Source organism: Lysobacter sp. CA199, from assembly GCF_052078715.1.
Lineage (GTDB): Bacteria > Pseudomonadota > Gammaproteobacteria > Xanthomonadales > Xanthomonadaceae > Lysobacter.
In genome coordinates this window covers 348,062-370,814 of sequence record NZ_JBQJIL010000006.1, presented here as the reverse complement: position 1 = coordinate 370,814, position 22,753 = coordinate 348,062, and the positions used below count along the sequence as shown (strand labels likewise).

Annotated in this window: 20 protein-coding genes and 2 pseudogenes; 10 read left to right on the top strand and 12 right to left on the bottom strand. The window is 61.9% G+C overall.

All coding sequences use genetic code 11. From position 1 onward, the window contains the following. Window positions 1-41: 41 nt before the first annotated feature. The 3 genes from secF to ACTOWJ_RS13075 all read right to left on the bottom strand — a co-directional run bounded on the left by secF (window position 42) and on the right by ACTOWJ_RS13075 (window position 2,484). Complete coding sequence (gene secF, locus ACTOWJ_RS13085; protein WP_441335053.1) at window positions 42-983, bottom strand: protein translocase subunit SecF; 942 nt, start codon at window positions 981-983, stop codon at window positions 42-44. 387 nt (window positions 984-1,370) lie between these two features. Continuing rightward, window positions 1,371-1,682: a hypothetical protein gene (locus ACTOWJ_RS13080; protein WP_441335052.1), complete on the bottom strand. Its 312-nt coding sequence runs from the start codon at window positions 1,680-1,682 to the stop codon at window positions 1,371-1,373. A 49-nt stretch (window positions 1,683-1,731) separates the two neighbouring features. Beyond that, window positions 1,732-2,484: an SDR family NAD(P)-dependent oxidoreductase gene (locus ACTOWJ_RS13075; RefSeq protein WP_441335051.1), complete on the bottom strand. Its 753-nt coding sequence runs from the start codon at window positions 2,482-2,484 to the stop codon at window positions 1,732-1,734. A gap of 135 nt (window positions 2,485-2,619) precedes the next feature. Between ACTOWJ_RS13075 and ACTOWJ_RS13070 the strand changes: the two genes are divergently transcribed. Then, window positions 2,620-3,513, top strand: a complete 894-nt coding sequence (locus ACTOWJ_RS13070; protein ID WP_441335050.1) for an AraC family transcriptional regulator N-terminal domain-containing protein — start codon at window positions 2,620-2,622, stop codon at window positions 3,511-3,513. A gap of 89 nt (window positions 3,514-3,602) precedes the next feature. Here the strand turns inward: ACTOWJ_RS13070 and ACTOWJ_RS13065 are convergent, their stop codons facing one another. From ACTOWJ_RS13065 to ACTOWJ_RS13055, 3 genes are all read right to left on the bottom strand, one after another. Beyond that, window positions 3,603-4,082, bottom strand: a complete 480-nt coding sequence (locus ACTOWJ_RS13065; protein ID WP_441335049.1) for a hypothetical protein — start codon at window positions 4,080-4,082, stop codon at window positions 3,603-3,605. A gap of 538 nt (window positions 4,083-4,620) precedes the next feature. Further along, the gene (locus tag ACTOWJ_RS13060) at window positions 4,621-5,367 is read right to left on the bottom strand and encodes an SDR family NAD(P)-dependent oxidoreductase (protein ID WP_441335048.1); all 747 of its coding nucleotides are present in this window, start codon (window positions 5,365-5,367) and stop codon (window positions 4,621-4,623) included. Window positions 5,368-5,488: 121 nt separating this feature from the next. Beyond that, complete coding sequence (locus ACTOWJ_RS13055) at window positions 5,489-6,907, bottom strand: aldehyde dehydrogenase family protein (RefSeq protein WP_441335047.1); 1,419 nt, start codon at window positions 6,905-6,907, stop codon at window positions 5,489-5,491. A gap of 111 nt (window positions 6,908-7,018) precedes the next feature. Here ACTOWJ_RS13055 and ACTOWJ_RS13050 point away from each other — a divergent pair. After that, a pseudogene (locus ACTOWJ_RS13050) lies at window positions 7,019-7,201 on the top strand (helix-turn-helix domain-containing protein); the annotation flags it as partial. 60 nt (window positions 7,202-7,261) lie between these two features. Further along, window positions 7,262-7,975 carry a LysR substrate-binding domain-containing protein gene (locus ACTOWJ_RS13045; protein ID WP_441335113.1) on the top strand — a complete coding sequence of 238 codons (714 nt, stop codon included), beginning with the start codon at window positions 7,262-7,264 and terminating at the stop codon, window positions 7,973-7,975. Between the two features lie 20 nt (window positions 7,976-7,995). On the opposite strand, the gene ACTOWJ_RS13040 is transcribed toward ACTOWJ_RS13045, so the two are convergent. Further along, the gene (locus ACTOWJ_RS13040; protein WP_441335046.1) at window positions 7,996-8,574 is read right to left on the bottom strand and encodes a TetR family transcriptional regulator; all 579 of its coding nucleotides are present in this window, start codon (window positions 8,572-8,574) and stop codon (window positions 7,996-7,998) included. A 123-nt stretch (window positions 8,575-8,697) separates the two neighbouring features. Here ACTOWJ_RS13040 and ACTOWJ_RS13035 point away from each other — a divergent pair, with 123 nt between their 5' ends. Together ACTOWJ_RS13035 and ACTOWJ_RS13030 are read left to right on the top strand one after the other, a co-directional pair. After that, window positions 8,698-9,543, top strand: a complete 846-nt coding sequence (locus ACTOWJ_RS13035) for an SDR family oxidoreductase (RefSeq protein WP_441335045.1) — start codon at window positions 8,698-8,700, stop codon at window positions 9,541-9,543. A gap of 143 nt (window positions 9,544-9,686) precedes the next feature. Next, window positions 9,687-10,436: an SDR family NAD(P)-dependent oxidoreductase gene (locus ACTOWJ_RS13030; RefSeq protein WP_441335044.1), complete on the top strand. Its 750-nt coding sequence runs from the start codon at window positions 9,687-9,689 to the stop codon at window positions 10,434-10,436. Between the two features lie 28 nt (window positions 10,437-10,464). Here the strand turns inward: ACTOWJ_RS13030 and ACTOWJ_RS13025 are convergent, their stop codons facing one another. After that, entirely contained in the window at window positions 10,465-11,022 is a 558-nt protein-coding gene (locus ACTOWJ_RS13025) for an ester cyclase (RefSeq protein ID WP_441335043.1), read from the bottom strand. A gap of 146 nt (window positions 11,023-11,168) precedes the next feature. Here ACTOWJ_RS13025 and ACTOWJ_RS13020 point away from each other — a divergent pair, with 146 nt between their 5' ends. Then, a complete protein-coding gene (locus ACTOWJ_RS13020; RefSeq protein WP_441335042.1) occupies window positions 11,169-12,071 on the top strand; it encodes a LysR family transcriptional regulator in 903 nt (300 codons plus the stop codon). Window positions 12,072-12,671: 600 nt separating this feature from the next. Continuing rightward, window positions 12,672-12,998, top strand: coding sequence for a hypothetical protein (locus ACTOWJ_RS13015; RefSeq protein WP_441335041.1), 327 nt, complete (start codon window positions 12,672-12,674; stop codon window positions 12,996-12,998). 170 nt (window positions 12,999-13,168) lie between these two features. On the opposite strand, the gene ACTOWJ_RS13010 is transcribed toward ACTOWJ_RS13015, so the two are convergent. Further along, the gene (locus ACTOWJ_RS13010) at window positions 13,169-13,795 is read right to left on the bottom strand and encodes a TetR/AcrR family transcriptional regulator (protein ID WP_441335040.1); all 627 of its coding nucleotides are present in this window, start codon (window positions 13,793-13,795) and stop codon (window positions 13,169-13,171) included. Window positions 13,796-13,982: 187 nt separating this feature from the next. On the opposite strand from ACTOWJ_RS13010, the gene ACTOWJ_RS13005 reads away from it, so the two are divergent. From ACTOWJ_RS13005 to ACTOWJ_RS12995, 3 genes are all read left to right on the top strand, one after another. After that, complete coding sequence (locus ACTOWJ_RS13005; RefSeq protein ID WP_441335039.1) at window positions 13,983-14,828, top strand: SDR family NAD(P)-dependent oxidoreductase; 846 nt, start codon at window positions 13,983-13,985, stop codon at window positions 14,826-14,828. A 148-nt stretch (window positions 14,829-14,976) separates the two neighbouring features. Next, window positions 14,977-17,643, top strand: coding sequence for a molybdopterin-dependent oxidoreductase (locus ACTOWJ_RS13000; RefSeq protein ID WP_441335038.1), 2,667 nt, complete (start codon window positions 14,977-14,979; stop codon window positions 17,641-17,643). After that, the gene (locus ACTOWJ_RS12995; RefSeq protein WP_441335037.1) at window positions 17,640-18,587 is read left to right on the top strand and encodes an FAD binding domain-containing protein; all 948 of its coding nucleotides are present in this window, start codon (window positions 17,640-17,642) and stop codon (window positions 18,585-18,587) included. The genes ACTOWJ_RS13000 and ACTOWJ_RS12995 overlap by 4 nt, the downstream gene beginning before the upstream one ends. A gap of 82 nt (window positions 18,588-18,669) precedes the next feature. Here ACTOWJ_RS12995 and ACTOWJ_RS12990 read toward each other — a convergent pair whose 3' ends face one another. The 3 genes and pseudogenes from ACTOWJ_RS12990 to ACTOWJ_RS12980 all read right to left on the bottom strand — a co-directional run bounded on the left by ACTOWJ_RS12990 (window position 18,670) and on the right by ACTOWJ_RS12980 (window position 22,569). Beyond that, on the bottom strand, window positions 18,670-19,458 hold the full coding sequence (locus ACTOWJ_RS12990) for a TSCPD domain-containing protein (RefSeq protein ID WP_441335036.1): 789 nt from the start codon (window positions 19,456-19,458) through the stop codon (window positions 18,670-18,672). A 136-nt stretch (window positions 19,459-19,594) separates the two neighbouring features. Next, window positions 19,595-20,101: pseudogene (locus ACTOWJ_RS12985) on the bottom strand (hypothetical protein); the annotation flags it as partial. Between the two features lie 314 nt (window positions 20,102-20,415). Beyond that, complete coding sequence (locus ACTOWJ_RS12980) at window positions 20,416-22,569, bottom strand: adenosylcobalamin-dependent ribonucleoside-diphosphate reductase (protein ID WP_441335035.1); 2,154 nt, start codon at window positions 22,567-22,569, stop codon at window positions 20,416-20,418. Between the last annotated feature and the right edge of the window lie 184 nt (window positions 22,570-22,753).

Sequence of the window (22,753 nt, the reverse complement as noted above, 5' to 3'; positions counted from 1 at the left end):
CGACGAATGCCTCGGCGCATGGCGCGCCGCGGCATCGGATCTCAGGGGCGTCGGTCCAGATCGTCGGCGCCGCCGGATTTGCGGACCATATCCTGCGAACGCAAGCCCAGGAAACGGTCGGTCAACAGCGGACAGGCGACGAAGATCGACGACAGCGTCGCCACGACCACGCCGGTCATCAGCACCGACGACATGCCGCGCAGACTCTCTCCGCCGTAGAAGAACAGCGCGAGAACCGACAGAAACACAACGAGAGAAGTGATCATAGTGCGAGACAGGGTCTGATTTATGGAGCTGTTCATGATGTTGGCCGTGGTGTCGCGACTTCGTCGCAGGTTCTCGCGAACGCGATCGAACACCACGATCTTGTCGTTGATCGAAACGCCCATCACCGACAGCAGGCCGGCGATGACCGTCAGATCGATCGACCACTCGAGCAGCGATGCGGTGCCAGCGACCACGGACAAGTCGAACATCAAGGTCGCGCTGGCGGCCACCGCGAACTTCCATTCGAAACGCACGGTGAGAAACAGCAGGAATCCGGTCAGCACGAACAGCAGCGCCGTCACCCCGTTGGTCGCGAGTTCGCGCCCCATCTGGGGACCGATGAGTTCGTTGCGCACGATCGTCCCGCCTCCGGCCTGATCGAGTGCGCGCTCGATGGCCTGTTGCGCCTGCGCGTGCTCGGCCTGCCCGGCTTCGGCGCGGATCAGGATGTGGCCACCGCCGAAGGTCTGCACTTGCAGCGATTGCAGGCCTTGCTCGGCCGCGCGTTCGCGGATCTTGTCGATCGTGACACCGGCATTGGGCCTGACCTCGGTGGCGACGCCACCGGTGAATTCGAGCGCCAGATCGTAACCCTTGATCGCGATGATCGCGATCGACGCGAGCAGCATCAACACCGCCACGCTCAGCGTCACGTGCTTGACGCCGAGGAAATTTATCCGCGTTTCGTGCGGGACCAATCGAAGCGGGAAGAACACCGAGTACGCTCACAGGACGAATCGCAGGCAGTGTCCTGGCAGATGGCGTAAACACTCCATTCCATAATTGCGGCTCGGGCGTATATCCCGCGTAAACAGGCTCAGTCGCGCCGCGACGGCTCAGGCCTGCGCGAATGGCGGAACCATGGGAGCGCATTGGGAGCAGGCGCCACGCCCGCCCACCCCGTCATGCGATGGGTGGGTGGACGCGCGGTTTGTCCGACCCACCCTCAGGCGATCTTGCGCCTGTAGACCGTCATGGCGAGGACGTAAGCCAGAACGAAGGTTCCCAGGCACCATGCGAGAGCGAGTCATATGTCGCTGCCGATCGGCCGTTGCTCGAACAGTTAAAGCTCCACGGGCATCACTACGCACGCCGGATGAAGCTTAGGATTGCTGTCCAAGACGATGAATGATCGACGCGACCGACCATGAGACGGTTCGCTGATCTATCGCGTCGTGGACCGCGGCATCTTTCAGTTCGATCATGAGTCGCCGGGCAGCGTCCTCGGCCTGCCGCGGGCGCTCCCAGATCACCAGATCCATGATGCCGCCGCCAGCCTGTTCGATCATGATCCGCGATATGAAGCCGGGCTGGCGCTGCAACCAGGGATCGACCTGTGCATTGGCCGCGATGAAGTCTGCCGCCGATCGACCTTTGGTCAACTTGAATGTGGTGATTTCGATAGCTTGGTTCATTGGGTCGCCCATCAAGACACGCCATATAGGCGCATAGAACAGCTGAGTATCAGATGCAGTAGCCGCCGCCTACTTCGATCGACTGCGCATTGATCCAGCTACTGTCGCCGCTCAGCAACGTTGCGATCACGCGGCCGACATCCTCCGGCTCGCCGACACGCCCCAGAGCGGTCTGCGAGGCGAGAAGCTCGGCGAACTCGGGATGATTGTCGAGCGGATTGCCGCCCAGATCGGTCCGGGTCGCGCCGGGCGACACGGCATTGGCGCGAATACGGCGTAGTCCGAATTCCTTGGCCATGTAACGCGTCAATACCTCCAGCCCGCCCTTGAAGGCGGCATACGGCGCCACCCCGGCCGTCGCCACGCGCGTCGTCGCGCTGGTCACGTTCACTATGGCGCCGCCGTCGGCCATCATCGGCAGCAACCTTTGGGTGAGGAAGAACGGCCCCTTCAAGTGCACGTTGAATAAACCGTCGAACTCGGCTTCGCTGACGGATTCGATCGGATTGAATCCGCCGATGCCGGCGTTGTTGACTAGACCGTCGAACGACGTCCGACCCCAGGTTTCGCCGAGCACCTGCGTCAGTTGTTCGGCGAAAATATCGAAACTGGAAGTGTCGGCCACATTCAGTGCCAACACCGCGGCCTGGCGTCCCACCGCCTGGACCTCGCGAACCACGGCATCCGCACCGGGCTTATGCGTGTTGTAAGTGACGATCACGTCCAGCCCGCGCTGCGCGCAAGCGATCGCGGCCGCTCGACCGATGCCGCGACTGCCACCGGTGATGATGACGATTTGCATCTGCTGTTCCAACCGTTCTGAAGGGCCTCAGGCTAGGTCCGAAGACTGCGGTGTGTTCCCGCAAATCCTGCTGGGTTCTTGCCTATTCCTGCTCGCTGTCTGGCCGTGGCGCGAGCGATGGCGCAGAATCGCTGTATGTACACCGCAATAGAAGAACTTCGCCTTTTGACAGCGACGGCTGGGAATCGCCGGACCGAAACCGGGATTCCCGGCGTGGCCATGGTCAAGGGAGAGATACCGGAACATCAGCTCGCGGGTGTCTACGAGCCGATGATCAATCTGATTGTGCAGGGCGGTAAAACCCTGACGATTGGGAATCGTGTACTCCACTTCGACGCCGCAAGCTACTTCGTCATGACGATCGATGTTCCCGCTACGGGCGTGGTCCATCAAGCCGGCCCGGAACGGCCCTATCTGGCAGTCAGCCTGACCCTCGCTGCGGACAAGATCGCCGCGCTATTGGCCGATCTTCCTGCGCCAGCGCAGGTCGCCGATGAGGCCAGCGGCTTTTGTGTCTGCCCGGTTACGCCGGAACTGATCGACGCCTGGGTCAGGATGCTGCGTTTGATGAGTCGTCCCGACGAGATTTCCGCGCTGGCACCGGCCTATGAGCGAGAGATCCTCTACCGCGTACTGCAAGGGCCGCAGGGTTGGATGCTGCGCGACATTGCGATGCCGCACAGCGCGCTCTCCAGGGTGCGAAGTTCGATCGAATGGATCAGAAAGCACTATGCCGAACCGGTCGATGTCGAAACCCTGGCCAAGACGGCGGTGATGAGTCCTTCGGCGTTTCATCGCCGCTTCAAGGCCGTCACCTCCATGAGTCCGATCCAGTTTCAGAAACAGATTCGGTTGTTGCACGCGCGGCAGTTGCTGATCGCCAATGCACACAACGCCTCTTCGGTCGCATTCGAGGTCGGCTACGAAAGCGCGTCGCAATTCACCCGGGACTATTCGCGTTTCTTCGGGCGTCCGCCAGCCAAGGATGCCTCGCTGATTCGGGCGACATTGAGGGCAACCAGGCGCTAAGAGTGGCAGAGCTTTCGATCGAGTGTCTTCCGTTGATCGCCGATCCTCAACGCGCTCCGCCCGATGCGAGAAAAAACGTCTTCTAATTACTAAGCACTAGAGCGGACCAGTTGCTTTACCAGTGTGGACGCGCCGCGATCACTAAGGCCATTGCTGTAAAAGGAATCCCAGACGCTTTCCGCCCAGGGCTGGTGCCCGAAGTAGTGAACCGGGTCTGGCAGCAGCGCCCCGAGTCGAGTAACGGCGTCTCTGATTTTAGCCGCATTGTCGCTGTAGATCGGCTCACGTATTGCAATAGTGAGCGCTTGCCGGATAGGAGACGAATCAAATCGCTCCAACATCGCAAACACGTCCGGCGCGCGCTCTTTCTTCGCGGCGGCGTTCCAGTCCGGCGCCCATATCTCAGTGCTCGTGAAATTTGGCTCCTGGCCGATGTGTTCACCGGACCAATATTTATCCGCCCATTTCTCGTTATTTTTTTTGTTCCATGTCATCCGGCCGAACGGGAGCCACTTCGAGTCGCCTTTCAGCAATTGGAAGCTGCGAATGGCGGTAGTCTCGGCAGTCAAGCCCACGAGATCGTCTAGTATTGGAACGGCTCTTTGCCAATGGCTCCAACGATAAAGCGCTGGCTCCGCTGCGGCAGAAGTGATGAGGTGAACCCCATAAATTGTCGACGGCCATCGCATCATCTTCTACCTTACGCTCGAGCCAGGTCGAGCCACGAAACGTGATTTTATCGAATGACCATAGCGCGTCCTGAAGAACAAGCGTGTGTAGAACTTTGTGTGGCCTTACTCTAGTCCCGCACAGTGCTGCACAGCCTCGGCCCACGCATTAGGCAGATGGAGAATAGTAGAGAGAACAACGCAACCGGTCACGCGTCCGAGGATATCTGATGATTTATCCAAACCGAAACCGGTCCGCGGCCAGGCTAGTTCAAGCTTGTGACGGGTAATGAGGCGTCTGCGTCCAGCCAAGCGTGGCGGGTCATATCACTCATGGCCTTTGACAGCAATCGCCGCCGGAAAGAGATGGGTACTTCGATGAAACTGGCGACGCGGTAAACGGGCGCTTTTCGCCGACAGGCAGGGCTATTGTCTTTCTTCAACGCGCTCCGCCCGATGCGAGAATATGGTTGCCCGTCACCCAGCCGCCATCGTCGGAGGCGAGAAACACGACCACAGGCGCGACGTCTTCGGTCTGGCCCATGCGCCCCATCGGCGTAGTCGAGACCACGTAATCGACGATGGCCGAACCGACCCCCAGCTTCCGCAGACCTTCGGTGTCGGTAGGGCCCGGTGCGACGGAGTTGACGCGGATCTTGCGCGCCCCCAACTCAGCGGCAAGCACCCTGGTTATCGCCGCGACCGCGGTTTTCGATGCGACCGGAAGAGCGCTGTTGGGCCCGGCGTTCTCGACGCTCGAAGAAGTGATGTTGATGACGCTGCCGCCGTTTTCCCCGCTCTGCCTGGCGAATTCCTGCGTGGCCAGAAGCGTTCCCAAAACGTTGATGTCGAAATGCCGATGAAAGCCCTCTTCCGTGATCGTCTCCAGCGGGCCGGGCGCAAACACGCCTGCGTTATTGACCAGGACGTTCACCGTGCCGAAGGCGTCGTTGGCTTGCTTGAACAGGCGAAGTACGTCTTCTCTCTTCGATACGTCGGCTTGGATCGCCCGGGCCTTCCCGCCGCCTTCGATGATCTGCGCGACGACTTGATCGGCGCCGGCCCTGTCGCTTGCGTAATTGACCACGACGGCCGCGCCGTTCTCGGCCAGGCCTTTGGCTATGGCGGCACCGATGCCTTTCGAAGCGCCAGTGACGATGGAGACTTTGTTCGCCAGATTGTTCATGTGCGTTTTCATCCAATAATGATTCAATGCGTGAGATCTCTGCACTGTCCGGCCATGCCGGCAGAGCGGAGAAACGAATGGCTTTAGGTTTGCTTGGACACCAATGCGTATCGGTGGTCGCTCACGCCGAAACGATGGTTTTGGCTTCGAGGAAGGCCTCCAAGCCAGCGGTGCCGTACTCCCGGCCCAGACCGGATTGTTTGAATCCACCGAACGGTGCGGTGAGTTCGTGCTTGAGCGCGTTGATCATCACGCCGCCGGCTTCCAACCGGGATGCGATCCGGCGCGCGCGTTCGACATCGGAGGAAAACACATAGGCCTGCAATCCGTAGGCCGAATCATTGGCAATGCGCACGGCCTCGTCTTCATTTTCGTAGGTCAGCAAGCACAGCACCGGCCCGAAGATTTCCTCCCGCGCGATTTCCATATCGTTACGCACGTCGACGAACACCGTCGGTTTGACGAAATATCCGCGCGTGAACCGCTCCGGGCGGCCTTCGCCGCCGGCAATGAGGGTGGCGCCTTCCTCCAATCCAGCACGAATGAAATGCTGGATGCGGTCGTACTGGGCCTGGCTGACCAAGGGCCCGATCACCGTCGTCGGAGCGCGCGGATCGCCTACTTGCAGGCTGGCGACCGTGGATTTTACGAGCCCGACGGCCTCGGCAAGTCGAGCACGCGGCACCAGAATGCGGGTGCCCGCGATGCAGGCTTGGCCGTTGTTGAGAAAGCCCGCGCTCAATGCCTTCGGGATGGCATCGTTGAAATCCGCGTCATCCAGGATGACGGTCGCGGATTTTCCGGTGAGCGCCAGACTCACGCGCTTCATCGTCTCTGCCCCGGCGCGCAGGATCGCCTTGCCGGTAGGCGTGGAGCCGGTGAAGGAAATCTTGGCGATGCCCGGGTTGGTACTGATTTCAGCGCCGACATCCGCGCCGCGACCGATCACGATATTGACCACGCCGGGCGGCAAGCCTGCTTCGTGAATCGCCTGCGCGATGACGTGGGTCTGGATCGGGCTCAACTCGCTGGGCTTGATCACACTCGCGCAGCCGGCGGCGACCGCGCTGGCCAGTTTGCTGCAGATCGAACCGGCGGTGCTGTTCCAGGGCGTCATCAGCGCGGCGACACCGACCGGCTCCATGACCACGGTGGCGTCGCCCACTTGGCGAGTGAATTCATAGGACTCGAGTGTCTTCACTGCAGTGGCGAAGCATTGCGAGGCGTACTCGCTGACCCACTGGGAGCGCGACAGCGGGCCGCCGTACTCGTCGATGGTCGCTTCGCGGATGTCGTCCGTGCGCGCCAGGACCGCCGCCTGCAGCCGGCGGAGCATGTCGATGCGTTCTTGCTTGGTCGTACGTCCGAAAGCGGACTGGGCGCGCTGAGCGGCGGCGATCGCCCGGCGCACGTCGTCCCGGTTACCCAGAGTGACGGTGCCGATCACTTGCTCGGTGGCCGGGTTGATGATGTCGACGACCTCGGTGCCTTGCACCGGCACGAAGGCGCCGTCGATATAAGCCTGAGAGAGGTGGTACATGGGACTGCTCCGATCGGGTCCGGAATTCCCGGGGTCGCAGGCAGTCTATGGGCACGCTATTATCTTGATAAGACGCATAAACAAGAATGCGTCATCCTGGAATGATGGACAATGTACAAGACGGGCCTGATTGAGTTCGAGGCGGTGCTCGCGGTGGCGCGGCGGCATAGTTTTCGCGCCGCGGCCGTGGAGCTGGATATGTCCACCTCCGCGCTCAGCAACGCCGTGGCCGGGCTGGAAGCGCGTCTGGGCGTGCGTCTGTTTCATCGAACCACCCGCAGCGTGTCGCTGACCGAAGCCGGCCATGAATTCCTGGCCCAGGTCGGGCCGGCGTTCGCGCAGATTCAAAGCGCGATGAGCGCGATCAACGACCATCGCTCCACGCCCAGCGGCAGCATCCGGATCAATAGCTCACTCGGCGCGGCATGCATGATCTTCCAGCCGATCGTGCTCGAATTCCTGCGCCGCTATCCGACGATGACGATCGATATCGTCACCGAGGGGCGCATGGTCGATATCGTCGCGGAAGGATTCGACGTCGGTATTCGCGTCGGCGAACTCGTACCCCGCGACATGATTCGCGTGCCGATAGGATCGGACCTGCGCATGGCGGTGGTCGGGGCGCCTGATTACTTCGTCCAGCATCGGCCGCCGCGTTCGCTCGCCGATCTGTCCGCGCACCAATGCATCCGCGCCCGGCTCCCCAGCGGTGCGCCATCGCCATGGGAGTTCATGGTGCAAGGCGACCTGCAGACCATCGACGTGCCCGGCAATTTGATCCTGGATGCGCCGATTCTGATGCTGGAAGCGGCGCGACAGGGACTCGGCTTGGCGCAGGTCGCCGAGTGGTATATCGAGGCAGATGTCGCGAGCGGGCGACTCGTGCGGGTCCTGGACGAGTGCATGATTTCGTTCGCCGGATTGTGTCTCTACTACTCGGGACGCAGACACATTCCCGCCGGACTGCGCGCTTTCATCGATCTCATCCATGAGTTCAACGCTGCGACAAGCGACGGGATCGGCATCGGCCGCCGAAAGCCGCTCAGGGCATCCAAACCGAAGAAGTGATCCAAGCCTGACCTGACCGATCAGGCGTCAGGCTCGTCAGCCTGCACCAGCAACCGCACCGCTCTGCCGATGTTCTTGCGCAAGGTCTCAGGATCGGTGCTCGCCTGCGGATCGAACGACGGTCCGAACGGATTGGCCGCCGACCAGGCGGTGGCCAGGGTCATCACCGTGGTCAGCAGAAAGCCGGCCGGGAACGCGTTACCCGCCCGGCCTTCGAGTTGCTCTTGCTCCAGCGCAGCCACCTTTCCGTCCCGCGACGCGCCACGCTCGGGCATGCCTTCGGGCGGCTGCTCCAGGCCAGACCAGGCCATCAGCCGCATCAGATCGGGATTGGCTAACGCGAAGTCGAATACTCGTTCCGCATAACCCGGCAGATCATCGGGCGCGAACGCGAGCTCCTCGTAAACCCGGGTCAGGTGCTTGCGCAGAATCGTGGTGAACAGCGCTTCCTTGCTCTCGAAATAGATGTAAATCAGGTTCTTGTTGCACCCAGCCGTCTTGGCGATCCGATCGACCCGAGCCCCGGCGATGCCATAGGCGGAAAACTCCGCCATGGCCGCCTCCAGTATCCGCTCGCGTGAGGCTTCGGCGTTCCGCATTAATCGCTCCCAACCAGTCCGTAATGCCTGCATTCTAGCACTTGACTAACCGGTTAGATAGGCGCAACCTACATCTAACCGTCTAGTTAGTTAGCCGGTCCATTCACTTTCGAGGATCCCGAGATGACACAGCGCACCTGGCTAATCACTGGCGTGAACAGCGGCTTCGGCCGCCATATGACCGAACAACTGCTGGCCCGCGGCGACCGCGTCGCCGGGACCGTCCGCAACTTGGAGTCGATGGACGACTTGCAGGCCCAGTACGGCGACCGGCTGTGGCTGGCACAGCTCGACGTGACTGATACGCCGGCCATCCATCGTGTCGTCAATCAAGCCTTCGCCGACCTGGGCAAGATCGACGTGGTGGTCAACAACGCCGGCTACGGCCTGTTCGGCGCGGCCGAAGAACTGAGCGACGATCAGATCGTCCACCAGATCAACACCAACCTGGTCGGACCGATCCAGGTCGTGCGCGCGGCGCTTCCGCATCTGCGCGCGCAGGGCGGCGGCCGCATCCTCGCGCTGTCGACCTATGGCGGCCAGGCCACCCACGCCGGCGCCTCGCTCTATCACGCCAGCAAGTGGGGCATGGAAGGCTTCTTCGATTCGATGGCGCAGGAACTCGCGCCGTTCGGCATCGGCGTGACCATCGTCGAGCCCGGTGGTGCGCGCACACAGTTCCGCTCCGGCAGCGCCCAAATCGGTTCGGCCCAGAACGATGCCTATGCGGGCACGCCGGCCGGCATGGTGCGCACGATCCTGCAGGACACCACGCGCCTGCCCAACGGCGATCCGGCCAAGATGGCCAGCGCGATGATCGCCAGCGTTGAACAGACGCCCGCGCCCAAGCGCTTGGTGTTGGGCAGCGACTCGTTCGCTGCGATCCACAAGGCGCTGACCGAGCGTTTGAACGAGGTCGAAGCGCAGAAGGACACCGCGTCCTCGACCGATCTTCCGGCCTCGGCCTGAGATCGACAGCCGCGGGGCACTACCGGCACTCAGTAATGCGCCGAGCCCTCGCAGGCTCGGCTCGCCGGCACAACCGCGCACATAGCACTCGTCGACTCGTGCCGCTCTCGCGGCATGAGTGCGCATGCCCGGAGAAACATCTCATGACCGATCTAAAGAACAAAGTCGCGCTCGTCACCGGTTCAGCGCGTGGCCTCGGCAAGGCCATCGCCGAACGCTACGGCGCGTTGGGCGCGAACGTCGTCGTCAACTATCAATCGGATTCTAAAAGCGCGCTGGATACCGTCGCGTCTATCGAACGGCTGGGTGCGAAAGCCATCGCCGTGCAGGCCGACGTATCGAAAGTCGGCGACATCGAGCGCTTGTTCGGCGAAACATTGGAGCGCTTCAGTGCGCTGGACATCGTGGTCGCCAACGCCGGCGTGGAGCTCGTCGGCCAGCCGATCATCGACTTCACCGAAGCCGATTTCGATCGTCTGTTCGGCATCAACACCAAGGGCGCGTTCTTCACCTTGCAGGCCGCCGCACGACTGATCGCCGATCATGGACGCATCATCTACGTGGGGTCGAGCAATACCGCCTACCCGTTGCCCGGACGCGGCCTGTATGGCGGCAGCAAGATCGCGGCGCAGTTCCTGATCGAGGTGTTGGCCAAGGAAATCGGACACCGCGGCGTGACCGCCAATTCGATCCTGCCCACCGCCATCGAAGGCGCGGGCGTCTTCAGCGAAGGCGTCAACGCGGAATTCCGCGATTTCATCAAGTCCTTCCGGCCGATTCAGCGCATGGGCACGATGGAGGATGTGGCCGACGCCGCCGAATATCTGGCTGGACACTTGGCGTCGTTCGTAAGCGGCCAGCACTTGCTCGTCGCCGGAGGAGCGCCAGCGTGAGCTGGCGCTTTCTTCTTACGATCCCCTTCTATTTGGCGACCAGATCGACTTGCTGCATGAACGTCAAATTGTCTTCGAGATGCCAGTTCTCGGCGATGCGCCCGTCGACGATTCGATAGATATCCGTCGCGATGAAATCGATCGGCTGTCCTTTGCCTTGGACACCCTTCAACTGGCCGCTGAAGTGGCCGGTAAAGCGCAGATGAGAAACGACCCGGTCGCCGACCACCATCATCTGCTTGATCTCACAGCGCAGGTCGGGCACGGCCGCATGCATCATTTTGGATGCCGCTAGCGGCCCGGCGATACCTTGCGCACGGCCTGGCGGCAGCGTGGAATCCTTGAAATCAGGCGCAAGCGCGGCGCGAGCGAGCGCTTCAGCTCCATTGTTCCAGAAGGTGCCGTAGCGGCGCGCGGCCAATAGCTGGGCGGCGACCTGCGTCTTGGGCAGGCTATGGTCCACGATCACGGTACCGGGCTGTACCAGTGGATCGGTTGCGGCGAAGGCGGGCGTCGCCATCGCAGCGGCCAGGAAAACAGGCAGCCAGAAACTTCTACGGGCCAGGTGGGCGGGCGACAACGACATGGGGATTCTCCGTTCGATAAGGCAGGGTTGGATGTCCGGTCGAACGCGATTCGCCGGTTGATCGCGATTGTGGCTTTCCCTTTCGGTATGAAATACGCTGCCAAAGCGAAAGAATACTTTCTGAAATATTGAGAATAGGGCCCGCCATGATCGACAACCTGTCGAGTCTCGTGGTCTTTGCGCGCATCGTGTCCGCCGGCAGCTTGTCCGAAGCCGCCCGCGAACTGGATCTGTCGCTAGCGGTGGTCAGTAAACGCTTGTCCCAGTTGGAGACGAGTCTCGGCGTACGCCTGATTCAACGCACGACGCGTCGGCAGACCCTGACCGAAGAAGGGGCGCTGTTCCACGCCCAAGTGTTGCGCATCCTGGCCGAGGTCGAGCAAGCCGAGGCTTTGATGTCGCGGCGGCGCCAGAGCGTGGATGGATTGCTACGGCTCACCGCACCGAACGATCTCGGCCGGCAATGGATCGCGCCGATCGTTGCGGATTTCCAGCAAGAACACCCTCAACTTTCGGTGCAACTGGAACTCACCGATACCGTAGTGAACCTGCTCGATAGCGGTCTCGACATGGCCGTACGCTTCGGCAGCCTGGCCGACTCTTCGTTGGTCGCACGCCCATTGGCGCCGAACTATCGTGTGCTGTGCGCAACGCCCGCGTATCTGGAAAAGCACGGCGACCCCGCTTCCCCAAGCGACTTGCTCAAGCACCATTGCATCCTGATCGGCGATCAGCCACGCGCCGAGTGGCGATTCGAAGGAAACGACAACACCGCGGTGCGCGTGACAGGTTCGCTGATCACCAACGATGGTGGCGCGGCCCATCACTGGGCACTCCAGGGCGCCGGCATCGCGCTGAAATCGATCTGGGACGTAGGCGACGACATCATTGCTGGGCGGTTGCGGCGCGTGTTGCCAACATATTCCATACCGGCCGCGCCGCTGCATGCGATCTATCCGCACAACCGCCATCTAACACCACGCGTGCGGACGTTCATTGACTACCTGATCGAGCGTTTGCGTGAAGCATGGCGTTGGGGATCGCTATAGAAAGGGTCATGCCTACTGGCAATTTTGACCCGCTTCTTCCCACTTATGTCATCCGGTATCTGTTGACTCTTCAAGAGCGGCTGTCCTCGTCAACCAATCGAACCAATGACTACTTGTCGAGGAAGACCAGAGTCTTGTCGCCGCGGCCATGTAGGACTGCGTTTGAGCCAGCGCGCCTGATTGCGCTCGACGACTTTACGTGCTGCACTTATTTTTTACCGCCTGCCCGCGTCGATAAGAATCCGACCTTGAGAAGTCCGATCAGGTAATCCGATTGAGCCGGGGCGCCGGACTTCTGTGGGTTCGCCCGTAAGGCGCTGATCATGAGCCCGTACCAACAGCGTATGACACATGCGCGCTCATCTGATCTTCTAGTACCAGGCCCGCAAAAGGCACTAGTTCCGCATCAACGGTTACGCATAAAGCGCTACTCTCACCTGTTCGCTGGCCAGCGCCTTCTGATTCAACGACTTAGCGGCACGGCAGGGACAGATTGGCCCCCCACATGAGAGCATCGTGATTGCATCATATTTTCTACATAGAGCGGGCGCATGAGTGCCGTGCTGCGAGAAGACTCAACCCGTTTCGCTGAAGGCCTGCGTGAAAGCTCGATCATTTCCGAAGGCCTACGCCGAACGCCTGCGCATCAGTGTGCGACGTCTGGCCGACCTTGCGCACGTGCATCGCACGGCCCTCCTGCGCGCTCCAGAGTCGGAGAAGCTGCAGGACTACATGCGGAACTCGGTCAGCGTGAGTGCCATACTTCTGGATTCAAACGGCGGCGACGCGGAGCGTGCGATCTACTGGTTTCGCAACGTGCTGTTGACTGAGCTCGGTGGCGAGACCACCGGGCATTGCGTGGCGAACGGAAAGACCGAATCGATTCGCCGCTACGTCACTAATCTGGCTACAGGTGCGACGGGTTAACAGGGACTCGCGGCATGCTGCGACGTCCGGTACAGATCCCCACGAATAGTTCATACGCGCCTGCGGCCGGGCTTAGGGAGGGTATGCTGAAGTAGCGTCGCGGATTGTCTTCTTCAAGCACGAGCCCATAGCTCGCTTTTAGGGAGCGTTGGAAGTTTTTAGGACCTTCCCTACAGCAACCCCGCTTCGAGCAAGTTCAACACGCACGCCGCCGCGCGCCGCGCGCACTGGGATATCTCCTCTTCTGTGGGTTTGCGGCCACCTTGTACCGCATCATCGAAGAAGGCTGCTTTCAGCAAGCCGCCAAACGCGGCGGCGGCGCCGTATTTGTCAGCGACCGTCCAACCCATCGACGGCTGCCACCGACCAATATAGGTGGCGAACAACACGGCTTGGTGGCCAACGATTTCCTTACGGTAGCGCTGCCTTAGTTCCGGAAACCGGTGCCCATCGCGCGTGACCACGCGATAGATCGCGAGTTGTTCCTCTGACAGGGCATGCCGCAAATAGTCCTCGCCGGCGAGCACCAGCGCGACCTGGGGACGTTCGGCGTACCAGGCAGGATCAGCCGCGTTGTCCGGGCCCGACTCGGAACCTTCTGCGCCAGGGAGTCGGCGCGAGCAAGCCAATTGCATCACCGCGCTGAAGAGTTCGTCTTTGGTCTCGAAATGGCGGTAGAGCGTCTTGATCGAAACCCCGGCCGCATCGGCGATCTTGTTGACTGAACTTTCCGCGTAGCCGTGGTTGAGGAATGCCTTCAATGCGGCCTCGACGATCTGCGCGCGCTTGCGGGTCATCAAGGCCGCCTTGGGGTCGTCGTTGGCCCACGTCCGCATCTGAAAGCTCCGAGTACTTGACATTACAAACGACAGCGATCACTGTCGCAAGTAACGACAGTGATCGCTGTCGTTAGAAGTAATCATAGGCTCCGCGGCCCATCGCGGCAACACGCCATGCCATTGACCTCGTGGAAGAACGAAGCTCATGAATCTGAAAGGAAAACGCATTCTCCTGACGGGTGCTTCCGGCGGTGTCGGTTGGGCCGCCGCAAAGAAGTTGGCGAAGGCCGGTGCGGTCCTGGCCCTGTCGGCGCGCCGGGAGGAGCGACTTCAAGCCCTGGCGGCGGAGATCGCTCGCGAAGGCGGCACCGTGCCGCACGTGCTGCCGGCCGATCTCGGTCAGCGCGGCGAGGCCGACCGCCTTGCTCAGGAGGCAATGAACGCCTTGGGCGGCGTCGACATCCTGATCAATAACGCCGGCACCACGATGCAAGGACTCACTTGGGTCGTTGGTGACTGTGACGAAGCGCGCGTCCAGTTAGAAACCAATGTCTGGAGTCCGCTTGCGCTTATCGCGGGCCTTGCCCCTGCCATGGTCGAGCGCGGCGAGGGCGTTATCGTCAATATCGGTTCGATGGCTCGTGTGTCCGCTTTTCCGCACCTTGGACACTATTCGTCGTCCCGCGCAGCGCTGGCGGCCCTGTCTACCATGATGTCGCTGGAACTTGGCCCGCGCGGCGTGCGCGTAGTCGAACTCGATTTCGGCGCGATCGACACCGCAGCCTCACGAGAGGTCCGGCAGATCGCGGGCGTCGAGCACTGGCTTGATGGTCCGGCAGGACTCGGTTCGGCAGAGAAGGCAGCCGACGCGATCGTCAGCGCGGTGGAGGCAGGAAAATCGGGCTTTGCCTTTTACCCACGCGCGCTGAAGTGGATTGATCGCTTTCCCGCTTTGGGTCGCAGGTTTTCCAAGCGCGTCTCCAAACACGCCGATCTGACCAGCACGATCATTCGCCGTGGCGGCTCGCAGAGCACGGCGCCTAGCCGATGAGCATTCTGTCCAATCGCTTCGCCAATGCGTTCCAGCCCAGGGCGACATCATGGTGCGTACGTTGGTGGCGGGTGGTAACCGCGCGAAAGCAGGTCTCGCGCCAAAAAAAACTGCCACTTCCCGTACGCATGGGATTCAGAGATCGGCAATGAACGCGCTGACCATCAATGGCCGCGTCGAGACGGTGTCTGACGACCCAGATGCCTTGCTTGTCGATGTGCTGCGCGATGATCTCAAACTTACCGGTACCAAACTCGTTTGCGGCTCTGGCGTTTGCGGCGCCTGCACTGTGCTGCTCGATGGCGTTCCGGTGGTGAGCTGCCTGATGCCGGTCAACGCGGCGGTGGGCAAATCCGTCGTGACCGTCGAGGGCATCGGCGCGCGGAAGTTGCATCCAGTGCAAAAGGCGTTCATGGCCCTCGATGCCCTGCAATGCGGGTTCTGCACGCCGGGATTCATCGTCGAAGCCGCGGCCTTTCACGATAAGTGGCGGCATACGCAGGCTAATGCAACCCCCGCGCGGGATGAGATCGCAGCGGCGCTGTCCGGTCACTTGTGCCGGTGCGGCGCCTACGACAACATCCTGCGCGCGGTCGCGCAGGCCTGCACCGGAGACTTCGACGGGGACGCGATCGCCTCGCCGCGCATCGAGGCACGCGAAAAAGTGACTGGTGCTGCGAAATACACCGCAGACATCGATTGTGAAGGACGACTCGAAGGACTCATCCTTCGCTCGCGCTCGGCGCACGCTCGCATCGATCATCTCGACCTGAAGCCTGCGCTTGCGATTCCGGGCGTGGCGGCGGCTGTCTCGCTGCTTGGCGACGACCGTATCATCAGCTTTGTTGGCGAGCCGATCGCGGCTGTCGCCGCGAAAGATCGCAAGACCGCGCAAGAGGCCCTCGCGGCCATCCGCATTGTCAGCGAGAGCTTGCCTGCGGTTGTGGGGTTCGATGCGGAGCGCAAGCCGGATGCGAGGATCGTGTTTGCCGGATCGCACAAGACGCCGGGCAATGTGTCGGAAGGTGCGGACGTTCCGGCGGCTTGGCAAATGAAGATGCGACGGCGCGCGGCTGCGCGGGGAGCTAAGGAAGTCGCTGGCGCAATTCAGACTGCACGCGACGCGCAAGACCCGCTGCTCGTCGAGACTATCTTCCGCACCGCTACGCAATCACATACTTGCCTGGAGCCTCATGCGACCGTCGCACACTTCGACGGCGATCAGCTCACAGTTCACGCCTCCACCCAAGCCGTGTTCGAGTTGAAGGATCGCATCGCCAAGCGGTTTAAGCTCAAAACGGAGAACGTGCGCATCATCGCTGAGCATGTCGGCGGAGGGTTCGGGTCGAAATCGACCGTCGGCATGGAGACCATCGCGGCCGTAGCGCTGTCCCGCGAAGCCAGTGCGCCGGTTCGGGTCGTCTATGACCGACACGAAGAGCTCACCGTCACCGGCTACCGACCCGCCTCGCAGATCGCGATCGCGCTGCTGCCATCGCAGGACGGCAAGCTGAAAGCGCTCTCGATGGCGGCTTATGCCGATACCGGAACGTCGGTGAATTCAACGGTCGCCATGCTGGCTCGCTTCATCTACCCGAGCAGACTCAAGCATCTTGTCGACCATGACGTCATCAGTCATCTGCCGCCTGGCGCGCCGTTTCGTGCGCCAGGTGGACCGCAGATGGCCTTCGCGCTCGAGCAGGCGGTCGATGAGGCGGCGCTACGTTTGAACGTCGATCCAATCGCGCTGCGTAAGCGTTGGGATCCCGATCCCAACCGCCAGCGTCTCTATGATTGGGCGGCGAGTCTCGACCTGTGGCGCAACGCTTCCAAGACGCCGAAGACTGGCCGCTATCGACGCGGCGTGGGAGTCGCCACCGGCTCCTGGCTCTATATCTGGCAGCCTGGCTCCAAGGTGCAACTTGGGATTAAGAGCGGCCGTATCGTCGCCAGTACCGCCGTGCAAGACATGGGTCAAGGCATTCGCACGGTGATCGCCAATACGGTTGCGCGCGAGTTTGGGCTCGATCCCGCCGAGATCGAAGTCCGCATCGGAGACTCACGACTTCCCGAGGGACCGGGGTCTGGCGGCAGCAGGACAACAGCCTCAATTGTTCCATCGATACTGCTGGCGGTTAAGAAGCTTAAAGCCGCGATCGAGCAGAAGACAAGGCATACGCCAGTCACAAGCTCGAATGTACTTTGGCGAGAATTGATTGCTGCTTCGTCTGACATGCGCGTTTCAGCCGAGCGTCCGGAAGACAGCACGCAGACGGCACCTGGTGTTCGCTCTCCGTTGCGAGGCGTCATGGGTTCAGTGTTCGGCTGGATGCTGCGCCATGCTTCGCATCGCGTGATCGGAGCCGGGGTGCCGAGTTCAGTACAAATGGTTGAGGTCGAGGTCGATACCTGGCTCGGCCATGTCCGTGTACTCGATGTCCGGGTCGGCATCGCAGTCGGAAGGATCATTGCGCCCGTACTCGCGCGTAGTCAGGTCGCCGGCGCCGTGATCCAGGGCATTGGTTACGCGCTCTATGAAGGTCGCGAGATCGACGACAAGACAGGAGATATCCTGACGACCAATCTTGAGGAGTATCGCATTCCCGGAATCTCGGACACGCCGATGATCGAGGTCCACTTCGATGAGGGCGGCTTCGAACATGTTCCTGGTGGGGGCATCGGATTGGGCGAAGTGGGCACCGTGCCAACATCCGCCGCGATCGCCAATGCGATCCGCCATGCGATTGGCGTCAGACCGCAGCAAGCGCCCATTCGGCCCGATCGACTTGTCGCAATGTTGAGGACAGCGGCATGAATGCGCGGGCGCGGGCGATAACCGCCGAACAACCGGCGGAACTTCGGGCCGCCGGCACAGATCTTTCTGAGCGTCGGCGAAGCGGGGTCTCGCGCGGCCGGTTGATCGATGTGCAGTCGTCGCCGGACATGAAGGGAGTTGCTTGGGACGACAGTGGCGCTGCACGCATCGGCGCTCTCACAAGTATCGCCGAAGTAGCGAACGATCCGAGGGTTGCAGACGCCTATCCGGGCCTTGCAGGCGCCGCCAAGGGTCTTGCGACTCCGCAAATCCGGCACGTGGCGACCGTTGGCGGCAACCTCGCCCAGCGCTCCCGCTGTTGGTATTACCGCAATCCGCAGACGATGTGCCTCAAGAAAGGCGACCCGATTTGCCCCGCGCGCGCGGGCAATCATCTGTATGGCGTCGCGTTCGACCTTGGGCCCTGCGTGGCGCCACATCCTTCGACACTGGCGGCGGCGCTGCTGGCCTACGACGCAACGGTCATGACCAATCTAAGAGCGATGCTCGCCATAACCGACCTATTGGGCGACGGCTCCAACGGCCTCGTCGACAATCTGCTTCAGCCCGGGGAGATCATCAAAAGCGTACACCTGCCTCCTCCGCTCGCGAACGAACGTGCACTCTACAAGCGTGCGATCAGCCGCAGCCGCGCGGAATGGCCGTTGGTCGAGATCGTGGCGCGCGCGACAATCTCCGACGGGTCGTTTGAACTGCTTCGCCTTGTAGCAGGCGGCGTAGCGCCAGTGCCGCTTCGCTTGTTCGCTGCAGAAGCTGCCGCACAGGGCGCGCCGGTTAACCAGTCAACCATCGCAGAGATGGCCAACCAGGCGCTTTCCGGAGCAATGCCCTTACCTATGACCCGTTACAAATTAGCGCTGATGAAGGGATTGGTTCGGGACGTGTTCGAGCGGCTGCTACTGGCCGAATGCGGACATGAATAGTCGAACGGCCGCTTGAGTCGGCGACTAGGTCGCGTGGAGGCTGGCAACAACTTTGCGGTCCATCGCTCACCTAAGCCCTGCCTCAACCGCACTTGGAATACCCGCAGTTCAAGCAGGTCGCGCAGCCGTCCATCAACACCAGCGCCTTGGTGCTGCACTTGTGGCAGACCGTGGCCGAGGGCGGGAACGAGGCGCCATCGCCGGTGACCGTGACGTCTTCGTTGCGCGGCCCGACCACGGTGATCGTGGCCGACGAGGTCACTTCAGAGTTTTTTTTTGCGCCGCGCTGCTCGTAGGCGGCGCGCTTCTCGGCGATCAGCGCGCGCTGCGCGTCGCTGATTTCCGGGTCGTGGATCATGCCGATCGACTTGAGGTGGTCTTCGACGATGGCGCCCATCTCGGCGACCAACGAGGGCATGTAAACCCCACCCGCTTTGAAGTACCCGCCGCGCGGGTCGAACACGGCTTTCATCTCGTCGACCAGGAAGGTCACGTCGCCGCCCTTGCGGAACACCGCCGACATGATGCGCGTGAGCGCAACGATCCACTGGAAGTGGTCCATGTTCTTGGAGTTTATGAATATCTCGAACGGACGGCGCAATTCGTGTTCGGTGCCGGCGTTGAGCACGATGTCGTTGATGGTCACGTACAACGCGTGCTCGAACAGCGGCGATTTGATCTTGTAGGTCGAGCCGATCAGGATCTCGGGACGCTCGATGCGTTCGTGCATCTGGATGACGTTGTCGACCGCAAGTTCTTCTGCTTTCACGGCCGACACGCTGGCTGCGGCTGCTTTTGCGGCCTCCTTGGCCTTGTCTTCCGGGGTGACGACGCTGTAGCCCTTGATTTTCTTTTCGATCTTGACGGCCATGGGCCCGACTCCTGCTGCGGTGCTTGTTCTTGTGTGGGGTGAGACTGGAGCTTGCTAAGGGGTGCGGCGCGCCTGCAGCGGACCTCACCCTAACCCTCTCCCGCGAACGGGAGAGGGAACAGGTCGGTCGCGGTCAGGCTTTCTTCTTCGCGGCCTTCTTTGCAGCTTTCTTCGCCGGTGCCTTCTTGGTCGCCTTCTTGGCGGCGGCCTTCTTCACGGCTTTCTTGGCGGCCTTCTTCGCCGGCGCCTTCTTGGCCGCTACTTTCTTGGCGGCTTTCTTGGCGGTCTTCTTCACCGCCTTGACTGCTTTCTTGGCCGACTTCACCGCTTTCTTGGCGGCTTTCTTCGGCGCGGCTTTCTTGGCGGCCTTCTTCGCGGCCTTCTTGGCCGGCTTCTTGCCGGTGGCCCTGGCCTTCAGCGCCGAAGCTTCCTTCTTGGCCTTGGCGCTGGCGGCGGCGAGCTTCTTCTTCGCCGTGCCGACCGCCTTCTTGGCGGCCTTGCGCGCCTTGGTCGCGGTCTTCTTGACCGAGGCCACGGCTTCTTCGGCGCGGGTCGCAATTGCGCCGCCGATGTTGGACGCGGTTTCTTTCACGTTCTCGGCGGCCTGGGTCAAGGTTGCCGTCACTCCATTACCGTTGCTCATGATGCCCTCCTGGTGGGCGATTTCTAATGGCGGTACGCGTGGCTACGTGCAGCAATCGGGGTGTTGCCGGAGTGATGCTATACCCGCGGCGCGCGAGAAAAACAGTGGCCGCTCATACCGGTTCGCATCCGGGAGATTCGTCGCGGTTGTCAGCGCGTCGGGACTGGCCCGATCGCCGGGTTCCGCGCGCGGAACCGGCCCGGATTCCGACGGCGGCGAAGACGGTCGCCGGGCCGTGACGCTGAATGCGGCGGGTCGGGCCGCGTCGGCCCCGGAGTCGATCCGACGTCCGGGGCGAGGCGGCTCGCGCGCCGTCAGAACTTGCCGTAATACCCTTCTTTCAGGGCGTCGAACAGGTTGGCGGCGGTATGCATCTCGCCGTCGTATTCGATCTGCTCGTTGCCCTTGACCTCCAGCACGCTGCCGTCTTCGAGCTCGAAGCGGTAGGTGGTGTTCTCCAGATCCGCTTCCTTGACCAGCACGCCCTGGAAGGCGGCCGGATTGAAGCGGAAGGTGGTGCAGCCCTTCAGGCCTTGCTCGTGGGCGTAGCGGTAGATGTCCTTGAAGTCCTCGTACGGGTAGTCCGTGGGGACGTTCGCGGTCTTGGAAATCGAGCTGTCGACCCACTTCTGCGCGGCGGCTTGGACGTCGACGTGTTCCTTCGGGGAAATATCGTCGGCGGAGATGAAGTAGTCCGGCAGCTTGGACTCGGCCTCCTCGCTGAACGGCATGGCCTTGGCGTTGATCAGCTCGCGGTAGGCCAGCAGCTCGAAGGAATAGACGTCGACCTTTTCCTTGGACTTCTTGCCTTCGCGGATCACGTTGCGGCTGTAGTGATGGGCGAAGGACGGCTCGATGCCGTTGGAAGCGTTGTTGGCCAGCGACAGCGAAATGGTGCCGGTCGGCGCGATCGAGCTGTGGTGGGTGAAGCGCGCGCCGATGTCGGCCAGTTCCTCGACCAGCTCGGGGGCGACTTCGGCCACCCGCTGCATATAGCGCGAGTACTTGGCGTGCAACACCTTGCCCGGGATGTCCTGGCCGATCTTCCAGCCATCGGCCTTCATTTCCGGACGCTTGCGCAGCATCTCGGCGGTGACCTCGAAGCGCTCTTCCATGATCGGGGCCGCGCCCTTCTCCTTGGACAGCGCCAGGCCCATTTCCCAGCCGGCCACGGCCATCTCGCGAGCGATGCGCTCGGTGAACTCGCAGGATTCGGCCGAGCCGTACTTCATCCGCAGCATGGTCACCGTGCTGCCCAGGCCGAGGAAGCCCATGCCGTGGCGGCGCTTGCGCACGATCTCGTCGCGCTGCCGCTGCAGCGGCAGGCCGTTGACCTCGACCACGTTGTCGAGCATGCGGGTGAACACGCGCACGACTTCCTTGTATTCCTCCCAGTCGAACTCGGCCCGGTCGGTGAAGGCGTTGCGCACGAACTTGGTCAGGTTGACCGAACCCAGCAGGCAGGCGCCGTACGGGGGCAGCGGCTGCTCGCCGCAGGGGTTGGTCGCGCGGATGGTCTCGCACCACCAGTTGTTGTTCATCTCGTTGACGCGGTCGATCAGGATGAATCCGGGCTCGGCGTAGTCGTACGTCGAGACCATGATCATGTCCCACAGGTGCCGCGCGCGGATGTGGCCGTAGATCTTGCAGGCGACCAGGCCGTCTTCGCGCGCGATGTAGTTGCGCGCGGTCGGCCATTCGCGCCAGATCACTTGCTCGGCGTTGTCCAGATCGACGTCGCCGCGTTCCTTGGTGTTGACCGGGAACACCAGCGGCCAGTCGGCGTCTGACTTGACCGCTTCCATGAAGCCGTCGGTGATCAGCAGCGACAGGTTGAACTGGCGCAGGCGGCCGTCTTCGCGCTTGGCGCGGATGAAGTCCTTCACGTCGGGGTGGCTGACGTCGAAGGTGCCCATCTGGGCACCGCGACGGCCGCCGGCCGAGGACACGGTGAAGCACATCTTGTCGTAGATATCCATGAAGGACATCGGACCGGAGGTATACGCGCCCGCGCCGGCGACGAAGGCGCCGCGGGGCCGCAGGGTGCTGAATTCGTAACCGATGCCGCAACCCGCCTTGAGGGTCAGGCCAGCTTCGTGGACCTTCTCGAGGATGCCGTCCATCGAGTCTTCGATGGTGCCCGAGACGGTGCAGTTGATCGTCGAGGTCGCCGGCTTGTGCTCGAGCGCGCCCGCGTTGGAGGTGATGCGGCCGGCCGGGATCGCGCCGCGGCGCAGCGCCCAGGCGAAGCGCTCGTACCAGTACTGCTGCTTCTCGGCGTTGGGCTCGGCGTCGGCCAGAGCGCGGGCGACTCGCAGATAGGTGCCGTCGATATCGGCGTCTACCGCTTCGCCGCTCTTGGTCTTGAGGCGGTACTTCTTGTCCCAGATGTCCTGGGACGCGGGCTGCAGGGCGATCTCTTGCTCTGCCGCCGGATTCTTGACCGCCTCGAGGCGCACGGTGCTCATGCCTGTTTCGTCTCCGTTCTATTGGCGGCGGGCCGTTGGGTTGCGCCCGCCGCCGGTGGTTTCTTTTTTGTACGAGGTAATCGGGGTGTATCTGGGTGTCGCGGTACAGCGGGTGGATCGGTGGAACCGGTAATCGGGACGATCTATTTGTGTCCCGCTTCGGACTTCCTTACCTACATGTTGT